The organism is Shewanella sp. SG41-4, assembly GCF_014164505.1.
GTDB lineage: Bacteria > Pseudomonadota > Gammaproteobacteria > Enterobacterales > Shewanellaceae > Shewanella.
Genome location: NZ_JACJFI010000086.1, coordinates 1 through 15,450 on the forward strand (window position 1 = coordinate 1; position 15,450 = coordinate 15,450).

Here is a 15,450-nt window from a genome sequence, read left to right on the forward strand (position 1 = left end):
AGAATGATTTCAGTGCATTGACGCCACCAGAAGCTTCTGCTGGGAAAAACTTGAAGTGAGTGTATCCCAACTCCATACCCACCATGATCTCTGAAATACTTGCCACACCAGGAATCAATGGCACGGTACCTTTCTTGGCTGCTTTTAATAGATCAACAGTTGCACCTGGGGTAATAATAAACTGCGAACCCGCATCAATAGCTTGTTGTAACTGGGTTTCGTTTAAAATAGTCCCTGCACCTACCAACGCTTCAGGCACTTCTTTAGCAATTTTAGCAATCGCTTCTAAAGCACAAGGAGTACGTAAAGTAACTTCTAAAACACTAATTCCGCCAGCCACTAAGGCTTTTGCTAAAGGCACAGCATGCTCAATTTTATTAATGACCATGACCGGAACTACCGGGCTGCGTTTAAACACGTCATGCGGTTGAAGCAACCAGTTATTAGGCTCAATCATATTACCGACTTCCTTTTATTTTTAATATAATTCATCAATAGCGTTAGTACTGCGAGCACCTGTTTCAGGGCTGCTTAAACTATTACGAAGCGCGCCAAACAATTCACGGCCCATGCCATAACTTGAATGATGTAAATCCACTTTACCTGCTGTTCGGCTTGCAAGTGTTTTCTCGTCAACAAACAGGGTTAACTCGCCCGTTGTCGCATCAACACGAATGACATCGCCGTTTTCAACTTTGGCTATCAGACCACCATCAAGTGCTTCTGGGGTTAAATGAATTGCGGCAGGAACCTTACCAGAGGCTCCAGACATACGGCCATCGGTGACCAGCGCAACTTTAAAACCTTTATCTTGTAAGGTACCTAAATAGGGTGTGAGCTTATGAAGCTCAGGCATACCGTTAGCTTTAGGACCTTGACCTCTAACAACCACCACACAATCTCTGTCAAGCTCACCAGCCTGAAATAGTGCATCGAGTTTATTTTGATCATCAATCACAATCGCAGGACCTTCAATCACACGATTAGCATCAGGTACAGCAGACACTTTAATCACCGCACGTCCTAAATTACCTTTCAATAATTTCAAGCCGCCATTGCTTTGGAACGGCGTCGCGAGGTGGGTTAATACTTCTTTATCTAAGCTTTCTGTTACACCGTCAACCCATTTAAGTTCGCCATCAAGTAAACGCGGTTCTTGGGTATAACGACGTAATCCATAGCCGGCAACGGTATTAACATCTTCATGCAATAAACCACCATCAAGTAACTCTTTAATCAATAATGCCATGCCGCCTGCTGCGTGGAAGTGATTAATATCAGCATGTCCATTTGGATATACGCGAGCTAACAATGGTACTGAATCTGATAAATCAGAAAAGTCGTCCCAATTAACAATAATGCCTGCAGCACGAGCTGTAGCGACTATATGCATAGTTAGGTTGGTAGAACCGCCAGTGGCAAGAATACCCACAATGCCGTTAACGACTGACTTTTCAGATACCACTTCACCAATAGGTGTATATTGAGTGCCCATAGACGTTAAACGACAAACTTGTTTAGCGGCCATTTTGCTTAATTCATCACGTAACGGATCGTCAGGATTAACAAACGATGAACCTGGTAATTGTAAGCCCATGATTTCAAGCATTAACTGGTTAGAGTTAGCAGTACCATAGAAAGTACAAGTGCCGGCACTATGATACGACTTAGCTTCAGCTTCAAGCAGTGCAGCTCGGTCAACTTGCCCTTGAGCAAATAACTGACGAACACGCGCTTTTTCTTTATTCGGAATACCTGATTTCATTGGCCCTGCAGGCACAAATAGCATCGGTAAATGACCAAAACTTAGCGCGCCAATTAATAAACCCGGCACGATTTTGTCACAAATACCCAGCAGCAAGGCACCATCGAACATATTGTGCGATAAGCCTATCGCAGTAGACATTGCAATGACTTCTCGGCTCAGTAAACTTAGCTCCATACCTGGCTGACCTTGGGTCACACCATCACACATAGCAGGAACACCAGCGGCAACCTGCGCAACACTGCCCACATCCATGCACGCTTGTTTAAGCATATTCGGATAGGTTTCATATGGTTGATGCGCTGACAACATGTCGTTAAATGCGGTTACGATACCAATATTTGCTTTGGTTAATTGACGTAAAGAGTCTTTGTCGGCTGGCTGACAGGCTGCGAATCCATGAGCTAAATTGCCACAACTCAGGGCGCTACGATGAACACCTTTTGCTTTGGCATCGATTAACGCCGTTAAATACGTTGAACGAGACTGTTTGCTGCGTGCAATAATTCTATCGGTGACGGCTTGTACTACTGAGTGCATGGTAAAACTCCTTACGCGCTATAGAACACATCAACGGGCGTTTTACGCTGCGCTAATACGGCTCTAATGGGCATTTGGGTAACATCATCATTCTCAAGAGCTTGATGATATACAGTTAATTTTGATTCTCCGACCAGATGCAAATAAATCTGACGACTATTTAAAATGGCATCTTTAGACAAAGTGATACGTGCATGTGGAGCCGTAGTCGGATTGACCGCAACACACAAAGCCTTAGTGGTTAATGCATTATCAAGTTCTGCGCTGCAAGGGAACCACGAACAAGTATGTCCATCTGTACCCATTCCCAATATCACCACATCAAAAGGACGTGGGAAATTAGCCAATGATTCGCTGGTCATATCGCAACCGGCTTCAGGGGTTGCGAACATATTTTTTAAACCACGAAATTTTCCACTGGCAGCGCGGTTTTGCAATAAATGCTTGCGAACCAATCTTTCGTTTGAATCTTTTTCATCAGCACCAACCCAACGTTCGTCTGCCAAAGTGATATATACATCACTCCAGTCGACGAGCTTATGACTTAATAGCTCAAATAATTTCAACGGTGTTGAACCGCCCGACACCACCAAACTGGCTTTGCCACGCGTGTCGACAGCATCCTGTAATTGCTTCGCAATTTTGTCGGCTAATTTAGCTTCTAAATCAGCTGGTGTGTCGAACGATTTAAATACAGTATCTTTGATCATGTAAGCTCCCTACTCGTCCCAAGAACGGCCATCTTTGGTTATCAATGCAACCGATGCCACAGGTCCCCATGTACCACAAGGATAAGGCTTAGGTCTTTCGCCACTTTGTTCCCAAGACTGAATGATGCCATCGACCCATTTCCACGCTTGTTCAACTTCATCACGACGCACAAACAGCGCTTGATTACCGAGCATGGCTTCTAATAACAAACGTTCATATGCATCTGCAATACGCTCGTTTTTAAAAGTGTCACTGAAACTTAAGTCAAGCTTGGTCGTTTGTAGACGTTGCTTTTGCTCAAGACCAGGAACTTTGTTCATCATCTGAATTTCAACCCCTTCATGAGGTTGCAAGCGGATGGTCAATTTGTTTGGTGGCAGATTACGCAAGCTTGCACGGTACAAGTTATGCGGTGGGTTTTTAAAATACACCACAATTTCGCTGCTCTTGAACGGCATACGCTTACCACTACGTAAATAGAATGGCACACCTGCCCAACGCCAATTGTCAATATCAACACGAAGTGCCACAAAGGTTTCTGTGTTCGATTGGGTATTGGCATCTTCTTCTTCGAGATAACCAGGAACAGGCGAGCCTTTTAAGAAACCAGCACTGTATTGACCTCGAACGGTATTTTCATACACATTGTCTTGGTTAATTGGACGCAGTGACTTGAGTACTTTCACTTTTTCATCACGAATACTGTCAGCGTCTAAATTGACTGGAGGATCCATCGCAACCAAAGTTAACACTTGTAATAAATGGTTTTGGATCATGTCACGCATTTGACCTGCGCCATCAAAGTAGCCCCAACGCCCTTCAATACCCACTTCTTCAGCTACGGTAATCTGGACATGGTCAATCGTACGGTTATCCCACTTAGAGGCAAACAATGAGTTAGCAAAACGCAATGCAATCAAGTTTTGCACTGTTTCTTTACCTAAGTAATGATCGATACGGTAAACCTGGTTCTCATTAAAGAACTCGGCTACTTGATCGTTAATTACATGCGATGATTCTAAATCGGTACCAATAGGCTTTTCTAACACGACACGAGTATCTGACTGAATAAGGTCTTGTTCATGTAAACAACGACAGATGGCACCGAAAATTGAAGGAGGTGTAGCGAAGTAGTTCACCATGACGCGTTTACTTGGTTCAAGTAAATCGTGGAAGGCACTGTAACCTTCAGGTTCTGTAAAATTGGTACCGATATAATGACAACGACTGAGGAAGCGCGCTAACGTGGTTGGGCAAAGTTCATCTTTAACAAATGTATTTAGTGCTTTAGTAACGAGGGCGACAAACTCTTCTTGAGTGAATGCGTCTTTTGCTACACCGATTACCTTGGTTTCTTTATCAAGTAATTCTGCTTTGTCTAGCTGATATAGAGAAGGTAATAATTTACGCCTTGCCAAATCGCCTTTTGTACCGAAAAGTACGAAGTCGCAAGCCTTGGCTCCAATTGATTTGCCCATTGCTGAAAGCTCTCCTAATGATATGTGTGTGTCATGTTCTAATTCGGTCGATGAATAAAAGCACACTTTTGTTGTAATATAACAACAGAATTTGAATATTGCATCTTTAATTTGCATTTATTCTATTGTTGTTAATCTAGTCATGTGTATCTATTATCTGCTATGATTTTCTACCAATTACAAGGCTTGAGAACCATTCGACCGTGATCTATGTCTTGAAATATAACTACAGATTACAGTTAAAGGTAAATAAATAACTTAAATCACGTAATTCCTGTAAGTTATGATATAAAATTACATTACCTACTTTTAGCTACTTTTTAGCGGATGCTTGCTTATGAATACCCTTGAAAAGGTTCAAAAAAGCCTTACCCAATTTAGTAAATCGGAACGTAAAGTTGCCGAAGTCATATTAGCCTCACCGCAAACAGCTATACATTCAAGTATTGCCACATTAGCCAAAATGGCTGATGTAAGTGAACCAACGGTTAACCGATTTTGTCGTCGATTAGACACAAAGGGGTTCCCTGATTTTAAGTTACATTTGGCTCAAAGTCTTGCTAACGGTACACCTTATGTTAGTCGACACGTTGAAGAAGATGACACACCAGAGTCATACACAACAAAAATCTTCGAATCTTCAATGGCATCGCTAGATACTGCTCGTCAAAGTTTAGATACATCTGCGATAAATAAAGCAGTAGATATTCTCACTCAAGCTAAGACTATTTCGTTTTTCGGCTTAGGTGCATCAGCGTCTGTAGCCCACGATGCACAAAACAAGTTCTTCCGTTTTAATGTGCCAGTGATATGTTTCGATGACGTGTTAATGCAGCGTATGAGCTGTATCAACTGTAATGAAGGCGACGTAGTGGTATTGATTTCGCATACAGGCCGGACTAAATCACTGATAGAAATAGCCCGTATTGCGCGTGAAAACGGCGCTGCAGTGATTGGCATTACTGCTCGTAACTCACCATTGTCTTATGAGTGTACATTGCCTGTAACCATGGAAGTGCCCGAAGACACCGACATGTATTTACCGATGGCATCGCGCTTGGCGCAATTGGTTACCATAGATGTATTAGCGACAGGTTTTACTTTACGCCGAGGCCCTCGTTTCCGTGATAATTTAAAACGAGTAAAAGAAGTGTTGAAAGAATCTCGTGTGAACAAGGATTTGACCATCTAAATTGATGGCGGGTGAAATAAACATATTTTATGGCTTATTTAACTTATGAAATTGCTCGTTTGAGACTGTAAATGCATAGAGTTTATACTCTAATACCTGTTGGTTTTGCATGATGCTTTCAAGATTACTGGTAAATAATTACACAATTTAGTTATGTTTAATCGCTTAAAATATTTTCGTCTACCACCAAATATTGTTCATAAGGCCAAACGGTTTAGTCTGTTTGGCCTTTTTTATTGTAAAAATCGCTAATATGTCACATAAATTACATATTAAAAACGATCATTTTGTTGGTAACTTTACTACATTTTCTCAGAATGTCTGTTAATATAGTTGCATCATTTAAGTGCTAAGATTGTTTAAGTGCTTTAAATAACCGAATTCAATTTAACAAAAAATCTTTCTTATCATTAACGGAGTATCTTATGTTCCGCAGAACTAAAATCGTTACTACACTTGGGCCAGCAACTGACCGCGATGACAATTTACGTAAAATTATCGCAGCAGGAGCTAACGTTGTTAGACTTAACTTCTCACATGGTACACCTGAAGATCATCTAAAGCGTGCTACCGATACTCGTAGAATCGCGAAAGAATTGGGCAAACACGTCGCTATTTTAGGTGACTTACAAGGCCCTAAAATTCGTGTGTCTACTTTCAAAGACAACAAAAAAATCAAACTTAACTTGGGCGATACTTTCATTCTTGATGCTGACTTAGCAAAAGGCGAAGGCGACGAAACTCAAGTGGGTATTGATTACAAGCAATTGCCTAATGATGTTGTCATTGGCGATATATTAATGCTTGATGATGGTCGAGTGCAGTTAAAAGTTGAACGAGTAGAAGGCAATAAAGTCTTCACTACCGTCACCGTAGCTGGCCCGTTATCAAATAACAAAGGCATCAATAAGAAAGGCGGCGGCTTAACTGCTCCGGCCTTAACTGAAAAAGACATGGCAGATATTAAAACTGCTGCGTTGATTGATGTAGATTATTTAGCAGTATCGTTTCCACGTACTGGTGCAGATCTTGATTTAGCTCGTGCATTAGCACTTGAAGCAGGCAGTAAAGCGCTAATCGTTGCTAAAGTTGAACGTGCTGAAGCAGTTGAAAGCGATGAAGCGATGGATGATGTTATCCGTGCATCAGACGTAGTCATGGTTGCTCGTGGTGATTTGGGTGTTGAAATTGGCGATGCTGCACTTGTTGCTGTTCAAAAGCGCCTAATCGAACGTTCTCGCCAACTAAACAAAGCGGTGATCACTGCGACCCAGATGATGGAGTCGATGATTACTAGCCCAATGCCAACACGTGCAGAAGTCATGGACGTAGCTAACGCAGTGCTAGACGGTACTGATGCAGTAATGCTTTCAGCTGAAACTGCTGCTGGTGACTTCCCTGAAGAAACTGTTTTGGCTATGGCTAACGTTTGTTTAGGTGCAGAATTACACCCGAGTGTGAATGTGTCTAAGCACCGCATGGATCAACGCTTCTCTTCTGTTGAAGAAACGATTGCGCTTTCAACCATGTATGCGGCTAACCATTTACCTGGCGTTAAAGCAATTATTTCGTTAACCGAATCAGGCGCGACAGCTAAGTTAATGTCTCGTATCAGTTCTGGTTTGCCGATTTTTGCTTTATCTCGTCATCAAAAAACATTAGCCAGCATGGCAATGTACCGTGGTGTACAACCAATTGAGTTTGACTCAACTGCGTACCCTGCTGATGAGCTAGCTAAAGAAGCATTAAATTGCATGGTTAACCGAGGTTACTTAGTCAGTGGTGATATGGTACTGATGACTAAAGGTGACGCGATGGAAACCATCGGTGGCACTAACACGTGTAAAGTGTTGATCGTTGCTTAAATAAGCCGAACATAACGAGCAACATTCACTAACGTACATCCAGTGATAATCTCGTTAACGATAAAGCCAATCTTCGGATTGGCTTTTTTATTGGTTATTTTGAACACTAACGATATACCGAAATAAAGTGACCTTTAAAGCTGTTACAGTACCCTGCTTATCCGCTTAATCATTCGTCAGCTTACTCGCCTAACCATAAGGTGATGGATAAAAAAAGCCCCGACAGAGTCAGGGCCAATTTGCATCAACGATTTACATCAAGGTAATCAACTGAGCTTATAGTTCTTCAAAGTCATTCACGTTGATAGCAGCTAGACGTAATACGTCTGCTTCAACAAGCTGTTTATGTTCAGCTTCAGTAATAATGTCTTTTTCTAATGCCACGTCGAATAACTCAAGCATAGGAAGTTTAGATTTTATATGGCCGCTGCGTTGTGCTTTCTTAAGCTTCTTATACAAATCTTTCGCTGCATATTTAGCTAAGAACGCACTTTCAACTTCAGCAATACCGCTAGTGTCACCTTCAAACTCTCCACAAAGGAAAGTAATGCGGTCACGAGCAGGTCCTGGTTTAAGCATACCTTTGACTAAATCAACTGCATATTTATCACTTGGTGCATTGAAGTGGTTACCTAATGGGAAAATCAACACTCGTAGTAATACAGCAGCGATTTTACTCGGGAAATTACGAATCGCGTCATTAAGCGCTTTAGCCGCTAAATGTAAACGTTCAGTCATCACATAATGCACTGCTGGCAAATCATCTTGCTGACGACCATTGTCTTCAAACAGTTTCAAAGTTGCAGATGCAAGGTATAATTGACTTAGTACATCACCCATACGTGCAGATATCATTTCTTTACGCTTAAGATCCCCACCCAAAATTAACATCGATAAATCAGTCATGATGGCAAGTGATGACGAAATACGCGTCATGTCACGATAATATTGCTGTGTTGGTCCACTCACTGGTGCACTAGCAAATCTGCTGCCAGTTAATGCACTACCAAATGAACGTAATGCATTACCCATCGCATAGCCAATATGGCCAAGTAACAGTGAATCGAAACGATCTAATGCAGAAGTTTCATCTTCCATTGCAGCGGCTTCCATTTCAGCCAAAACATATGGATGACAACGGGTTGCACCTTGACCAAAAATCATCAATGAACGAGTGAGGATGTTTGCACCTTCAACGGTAATTGAAATAGGTGTTGCCATATAAGCATGACCTAAATAGTTTTTAGGTCCTAGCTGAATACCTTTACCTGACTGAATGTCCATCGCATCTTCTAACACATCACGACCTAGCTCTGTCATGTGGTATTTTGCAATTGCAGTAACCACAGAAGGTTTAACTTTTAGGTCGATACCTTGCGTGGTTAAGCGACGTGCAGCTTCAAGCTGGTAAGTATTGGCGATAATACGCGCCATCGCTTCTTGTACACCTTCAAACAGACCAATAGGCATACCAAACTGCTGACGAACATAACTGTAGGCTGTGGTCGTTTTGGTACACACATGGCCCGAAGCGGTTGCCAGAGCAGGTAATGAAATACCACGTCCAGCAGACAAACATTCAACCAGCATACGCCAGCCTTTACCGGCAAACTGTGGGCCACCAATAATCCAATCTAATGGAATAAATACATCTTCACCACTTGTTGTACCGTTCATAAACGCCATCATTAATGGGTTATGACGACGACCAATCTCAACACCTTTATGGTCAGTTGGGATCAACGCGCACGTTATGCCAATGTTTTTAACGTCACCGAGTAAACCGTCTGGATCGCGCATTTGGAACGCTAAACCGAGTACAGTAGCAACTGGCGCTAAGGTAATATAGCGTTTGTTCCACGTTAGGCTTAAGCCTAATGTCTCTTCGCCTTCAAATTCGCGCAGGCAAACAACACCGATATCGGGTATTGCACCAGCGTCACTGCCCGCTTCTGGGCCTGTAAGCGCAAAACAGGGAATGTCTTTACCAACAGCAAGCGAAGGTAACCAACGCTCCTTTTGCTCTTGAGTACCGTAATGTGTCAACAACTCACCAGGGCCTAAAGAGTTAGGTACCATTACAGTCACGGCTGCACTGACACTACGCGTGGCAATTTTGGCTACAATTGTTGAGTTTGCATAAGCTGAAAACTCGCGTCCACCGTACTTTTTAGGAATGATTAAAGCAAAGAAACCTTGTTCTTTAAAATATTGCCATAACTCCGGAGGGAGATCTTTACGATTATGGACGATATCAAAATCGTCGATCATGGTTAATGCGGTTTGAACTTGATTATTAATAAAATCCTGTTCTTCAGCACTTAAGGTTGGTTTACCATAGCTATGTAAGGTATTCCAGTTTGGTTTTCCGCGGAATAACTCACCTTCCCACCAAACATCACCCGCTTCCATTGCTTCTTTCTCGGTACTCGATAAAGGAGGCAATACTTTTTTGAAAAACGAAAAAACTGGACGCGTGATAAATTGCATCCTGATATTTCGTACGCCAAAGAGGACAATGATCGCTATCACTAGCAATATGACGATACTCATTTTATACCTTCTTAGTTTGTTAACACAGGAACAGCAACGCCTGCTGCCATGTAGGGGATAACTTTACGGATAATAGCTTCAATATTGTTATGCTCGCCATAATCTGCGGCGGCAATTTCATTTAATGCATCTGCTGAAGCCATGGTAAACACTATAGTTCCTAAAGTGAAATGCAAACGCCAAAACATTTCTGCTGCAGGAATATGTGGTGCACTTGCTGATACAGCTTGTACAAACGTCGCTAAATGTTCACCATAATGCGTAGTGATAAACCAACGTAAATGACCCTGACTCTCAATATAACCACGACCTAACAACTGCAAGAAAATAATCGTACCACCGTTGCGTACTTTATTAAGTTCAAGTAACGGTTTAATTAAAGCAGAAAAAATCTCGTTAAGTGACGCATTTTCAGGTGCATGATGTATACGTTTAATCTCTATAGCGGCACTTGGCATGAACACATCTAAGTATCTTGCTAATACAGCACGAATTAATTCTTTTTTCGAACCAAAATGGTAATTGACAGATGCCAAATTGACTTCAGCTTTGCTGGTAATCAGTCGTAACGACGTTTCAGAAAAACCTCTTTCAGCGAACAACTTTTCAGCTGCATCGAGTATTCTTGTTTTTGTATCAGTACGGCTTGCCATTCCCAGACCCAAATTAATTTAAACACCTGTTTAAATTAATCATTGAGCGTACAGATGTCAATCGAAATTGTCAGCTTTCTTTATTAATCTAGACAACAGAAATCGTAACAACTGCAGCAGATTGTTAACTTATATGCAATGATTGCTATTTTTCGGTACACTGACGCCGATAATAAAAACAAGGATGCAACCAATATGAACTTGCCTTTAAAACGACCGTCTCAAATTGCACTAATTGTCTCATTAGCTTTAGGATTAAGTGCCTGTAGCGACACAGCCGCTACCACACAGGTGGCTAGTGAAAAAATAGATACCGCTGCTGCAATTGATTTTGTAAATAGAGCTGAAGCCGATCTAGCCAATTTATCAATTGAAGCCAACCGAGCAGAATGGATTTATTCCAACTTCATCACAGATGATACCGCGGCGTTATCTGCCGCAATGGGTGAAAAGGTCACCTCTACGTCTGTGCGTTATGCAACAGAAGCCGCTAAATATGCCCATGTAGAACTTGATGCTATAAATGCCAGAAAACTTAACAGCTTACGCAGTAGCCTTGTTTTACCCGCCCCTTTAGATCCCGCTAAAAATGCAGAACTTGCGAGTATCGCATCTGAATTGAACGGTCTATATGGTAAAGGAAAATATTGTTTTGCTGATGGTCGCTGTTTAACTCAACCTGAGCTATCGAATATAATGGCAGAGTCGAAAGACCCTGCAGTACTTTTGGAAGCTTGGCAAGGTTGGCGAGAAATCTCCAAACCAATGCGTCCATTATTTGAACGTGAAGTCGAACTAGCCAATCAAGGCGCACAAGATTTAGGTTACGCAGATCTATCTGAATTATGGCGTAGTCAGTATGACATGGAGCCAGAAGCATTTTCGGCCGAATTAGACCGCCTATGGGCACAGATTAAGCCTTTATATGATTCTTTACATTGTTATGTGCGTGGTGAACTCAATCAACAATACGGTGACGATGTTGCGCCTAAAACAGGCCCTATCCCTGCACATTTATTGGGCAACATGTGGGCTCAGCAATGGGGCACGATTTATAACAGCGTAGCGCCTAAAGATGCTGATCCCGGATACAACGTTACCGAACTGTTAGCTAAAAATGGCTATGACGAAATTAAAATGGTCAAACAAGCTGAAGGTTTCTTCACTTCACTTGGCTTTGGCGAGCTGCCAGAATCGTTTTGGACTCGCTCAATGTTTGTTCAACCGCAAGACCGTGATGTAGTGTGTCATGCATCTGCGTGGGACTTAGATAATCTGGATGATATCCGCATAAAAATGTGTATCCAGAAAAACGCTGAAGACTTTACCGTCATTCATCACGAATTAGGCCATAACTTCTATCAACGCGCTTATAAAAATCAGCCGTTTATCTTTAAAAACTCTGCCAACGATGGTTTCCATGAAGCCATTGGTGACACCATTGCGTTATCAATTACACCTAAATATTTACAAAAAATCGGATTACTCGAAACTGTACCTGATGCATCAAAAGACATTGGTTTATTGTTAAAACAAGCATTAGATAAAATTGCCTTTATGCCTTTTGGTTTAATGATTGACCAATGGCGCTGGCAAGTATTTAACGGCACCATTAAACCTGATCAATATAATCAAGCTTGGTGGGACTTACGCGAAAAATACCAAGGTGTTAAAGCGCCAATTGAACGTACAGAATCCGATTTTGATCCTGGTGCTAAATACCATGTACCAGGCAATGTTCCTTATACACGTTATTTCTTAGCACATGTGTTGCAGTTCCAATTCCACAAAGCACTGTGTGATATTGCAGGAGACACCGGCCCAGTTCATCGCTGTAGCATTTATGGAAATAAAGAAGCTGGGGCTAAGTTGAATGAAATGCTCGAAATGGGCGCCAGCAAACCTTGGCCGGAAGCACTGAGTGTTGTGACAGGGTCTGATAAAATGGATGCCAAGGCAGTATTAGATTACTTTGCACCATTGCAAGTGTGGTTAGATGAGCAAAATACCCAAGCTAATCGCCAGTGTGGCTGGTAACGCTAGCGATGACCAATGGTACTAATGATCGGCACTAAAGGATTACCACAATCGGTTACTTCAATAATTGCTAAGGGTTATTGAGTGGCCGATTAAAAAAATGGTCACTCAAAAACAGCGCTTTATTATCAAATTAATTCACTCATACTATTGGTGCCAAAATAAATTGGCGCCACTTTTATTTATACCAATAATCAATCAACTTCAAACCTACCTAAAACCGTGACCTTTTCTGTTTAATTCACTATTTTCAATTCTTTTTTGCTGTGATTTTTTTAGCATCACAAAGACAGCGCCGACCCCACCACTTTGCTTAGTAGCTGAATGGTATGCGACCACCTGATCAATAAATTGTAACCAATGACAAACTGCGGATTTCATCAACGCTGGATAAGGTTTACTTTTATACCCCTTACCATGAATAACAAGTATATTACGTTCGCCACGCTCATAAGCGCTCAACACACAATTAACCAAGCTATCACGAGCCTGTACAAGTCGATATTCATGTAAGTCTAGCACTGTATGAACACGGTACTTTCCAAGCCTGAGTAGTCTAAAGACTTCGTCTTGAATGCCATCCATTTTATAACTCACCACGTCATCCGGTTTAAGTGGTGTAAACAAAAAAGGCTCTATTGGTAATAATTGTAACAACTCATGTTGCTCAGCAGCCGCTCGCTTTGCAAGTTGTGCATCTGTTAAACTTAATGGATTAAGCCAAACTTGGGCTGGTGTTGGTTGATGTTCAAACTTTAGAGGGGTCACATCGGCCATTTCTTGTAAAAATAATTCGTCATCACTTAATGACATATCTCACCTCCTACATACTTTGTAAAGATTCAATCCTTTAGCAAAGTCGATGAATAATTTATAGTTATGTTAACGGTATCGCTTGCCATTATTGATTTACATTAGATAAAAAGAGAATCATTCCTTGAAAAGAATATTGACCATTTTGAATACGCCATGGCTATCTTTATTGTTACTTGCTGTGAGTCTATGCGTAAGCACTTTGAATGTTTATGGCGCTGAGACGATCCCCCACCAAACTTTGAATGCTAATTTTACAAAATTGACTAACGCTTTGGAACAACTCGATTTAGCCGCTATAGAACAGATATACACAGACGATGCCGTGTATATTTCAGAAACACAAGATAGAGGGATCATTAGCGGTAAAGAAAGCATACTCAATCTTTACAGCCGTTTTTTTAATAAAATTAAGCATAAAAATGCCAAGCTTGAAGTGGATTTTCGTGTACTTGTACGTTACAACGAACAAAATAGCGCAACTGACATAGGTTATTACTTAGTCCGTTTTCACCCAGGTAAAGAATCAGGCGAGCCGGTCAGTGAGTTTGCGGGTAAATTTGTGACTGTTTTTACCAAAGACAGTAAGCAGCATTGGAAAATTAGTGTCGACTCTAATACTCACGCTGCACCGCATTTTTACTATGATGCTAAACCAGTACCTAATCTATATTATGGTCGACAATTTATCGCTGCTACGTCAAAAGAAAAACCCAATGAACAATAATGATTTTTCCACGATAACACAGCCACATTGCCTGTGTGGCATTAACCTGCCCTACGACCAGTGCTGCGAGCCCTATCATGCTGGTCGTGCTGTGGCAGACACTCCAGATCGATTAATGCGCTCCCGCTACAGTGCCTTTGTATTACGTCAATTTAACTACTTGATAACAACGCATCATCCAGACTATTTAAACGGTTTAACTGAACAACAACTTGCCCAAGGTGAAACTCAGTGGTTAGGGTTACAGGTATTATCATCGAAACAACAATCTGAAACTGGCGAAGTAACATTTAAAGCGTGGTATATCGAAGATAAACATATTGATGCAATTTATGAATGTTCGTCATTTATCAAAAAAGATGGCTTATGGTTTTACACCGATGGACAGCAAATGCAAACTCGTTTACCCGGCAGAAATGATACTTGTATCTGTTACAGCGGAAAAAAGTTTAAACAATGTTGTGCTAAGAGAATGAGTTAACATCAGTTAACAATGTTTAACTCATCTTATTAATGATAAGTGTCGGCGCGAAGTGGCTCTGTCAGTGCTGAGCAATCGTTTAATCCACGATTGTATATTCGAAGCAGTGAAATATTCGAAACAACAACTTATATTTAATAGCAAAATTTTACTCGAGATGAGTAAAAGCCTATTAGTAGGGCTAATTAAATATTATTGTTCAACCCAATCAATCAGTCATTAATACTAACTTTTGCGGTTTAGCCTCATGGGTATTAATAAACAAAGCAAAATCATTAACACGCATTGCCGGGCTATACAAAAATCCTTGAGCATGATGGCAAGCACTCAATGTTAAAAACTCCTCCTGTTCTTTTGTTTCTACCCCTTCAGCAGTTAACGAAATATTCAGTGCTTTTGCCATTGCAATGATCGCACTGACAATCTCACGACTTTCATGACTAGAAGAGATATCCATGATAAACGAGCGGTCAATTTTTAATTTAGATATCGGGAATTGTTTTAAGTACTTCATTGAACTGTAACCCGTCCCAAAGTCATCAATCGCTAAGCCGACGCCTAACTCTGCCAACTCATGGCATAGATTGATAGCATAGCGAATGTCACCCATGAGTTCAGTTTCAGTGATTTCGAGG

At 41.3% G+C, this 15,450-nt stretch carries 13 protein-coding genes; 5 read left to right on the plus strand and 8 right to left on the minus strand.

The annotated features are described in order from the left end of the window. The 4 genes from eda to zwf all read right to left on the minus strand — a co-directional run. Window positions 1–457: bifunctional 4-hydroxy-2-oxoglutarate aldolase/2-dehydro-3-deoxy-phosphogluconate aldolase (gene eda, locus H5202_RS10050; protein ID WP_182771957.1), on the minus strand; the 457-nt coding region annotated here is incomplete at its 3' end. Between the two features lie 21 nt (window positions 458–478). Further along, window positions 479–2,305: a phosphogluconate dehydratase gene (gene edd / locus H5202_RS10055; RefSeq protein ID WP_182771958.1), complete on the minus strand. Its 1,827-nt coding sequence runs from the start codon at window positions 2,303–2,305 to the stop codon at window positions 479–481. 11 nt (window positions 2,306–2,316) lie between these two features. Continuing rightward, the gene (gene pgl / locus H5202_RS10060; protein ID WP_182771959.1) at window positions 2,317–3,015 is read right to left on the minus strand and encodes a 6-phosphogluconolactonase; all 699 of its coding nucleotides are present in this window, start codon (window positions 3,013–3,015) and stop codon (window positions 2,317–2,319) included. A gap of 9 nt (window positions 3,016–3,024) precedes the next feature. Then, window positions 3,025–4,494, minus strand: coding sequence for a glucose-6-phosphate dehydrogenase (gene zwf, locus H5202_RS10065; protein ID WP_182771960.1), 1,470 nt, complete (start codon window positions 4,492–4,494; stop codon window positions 3,025–3,027). Window positions 4,495–4,831: 337 nt separating this feature from the next. Here zwf and H5202_RS10070 point away from each other — a divergent pair, with 337 nt between their 5' ends. Further along, window positions 4,832–5,686, plus strand: coding sequence for a MurR/RpiR family transcriptional regulator (locus H5202_RS10070; protein ID WP_011637353.1), 855 nt, complete (start codon window positions 4,832–4,834; stop codon window positions 5,684–5,686). A 425-nt stretch (window positions 5,687–6,111) separates the two neighbouring features. After that, window positions 6,112–7,551, plus strand: a complete 1,440-nt coding sequence (gene pyk / locus H5202_RS10075) for a pyruvate kinase (protein ID WP_182771961.1) — start codon at window positions 6,112–6,114, stop codon at window positions 7,549–7,551. 276 nt (window positions 7,552–7,827) lie between these two features. On the opposite strand, the gene H5202_RS10080 is transcribed toward pyk, so the two are convergent. After that, window positions 7,828–10,104 (minus strand): acyl-CoA dehydrogenase, encoded by a 2,277-nt coding sequence (locus tag H5202_RS10080; RefSeq protein WP_182771962.1) that lies wholly within the window; start codon window positions 10,102–10,104, stop codon window positions 7,828–7,830. A gap of 11 nt (window positions 10,105–10,115) precedes the next feature. Continuing rightward, window positions 10,116–10,757, minus strand: coding sequence for a TetR/AcrR family transcriptional regulator (locus H5202_RS10085; protein WP_059744853.1), 642 nt, complete (start codon window positions 10,755–10,757; stop codon window positions 10,116–10,118). A gap of 195 nt (window positions 10,758–10,952) precedes the next feature. On the opposite strand from H5202_RS10085, the gene H5202_RS10090 reads away from it, so the two are divergent. Continuing rightward, window positions 10,953–12,794 (plus strand): M2 family metallopeptidase, encoded by a 1,842-nt coding sequence (locus H5202_RS10090; RefSeq protein WP_182771963.1) that lies wholly within the window; start codon window positions 10,953–10,955, stop codon window positions 12,792–12,794. A 210-nt stretch (window positions 12,795–13,004) separates the two neighbouring features. Here H5202_RS10090 and smrA read toward each other — a convergent pair whose 3' ends face one another. Then, window positions 13,005–13,607 carry a DNA endonuclease SmrA gene (smrA, locus tag H5202_RS10095; RefSeq protein WP_182771964.1) on the minus strand — a complete coding sequence of 201 codons (603 nt, stop codon included), beginning with the start codon at window positions 13,605–13,607 and terminating at the stop codon, window positions 13,005–13,007. Window positions 13,608–13,731: 124 nt separating this feature from the next. On the opposite strand from smrA, the gene H5202_RS10100 reads away from it, so the two are divergent. Continuing rightward, entirely contained in the window at window positions 13,732–14,334 is a 603-nt protein-coding gene (locus tag H5202_RS10100) for a YybH family protein (protein ID WP_259397265.1), read from the plus strand. Next, window positions 14,324–14,815, plus strand: coding sequence for a YchJ family protein (locus tag H5202_RS10105; RefSeq protein ID WP_182771965.1), 492 nt, complete (start codon window positions 14,324–14,326; stop codon window positions 14,813–14,815). Before H5202_RS10100 ends, H5202_RS10105 begins: the two co-directional genes overlap by 11 nt. Window positions 14,816–15,023: 208 nt before the next feature. On the opposite strand, the gene H5202_RS10110 is transcribed toward H5202_RS10105, so the two are convergent. Beyond that, on the minus strand, window positions 15,024–15,450 hold a 427-nt coding region (locus H5202_RS10110), incomplete at its 5' end, for an EAL domain-containing protein (protein ID WP_182771966.1).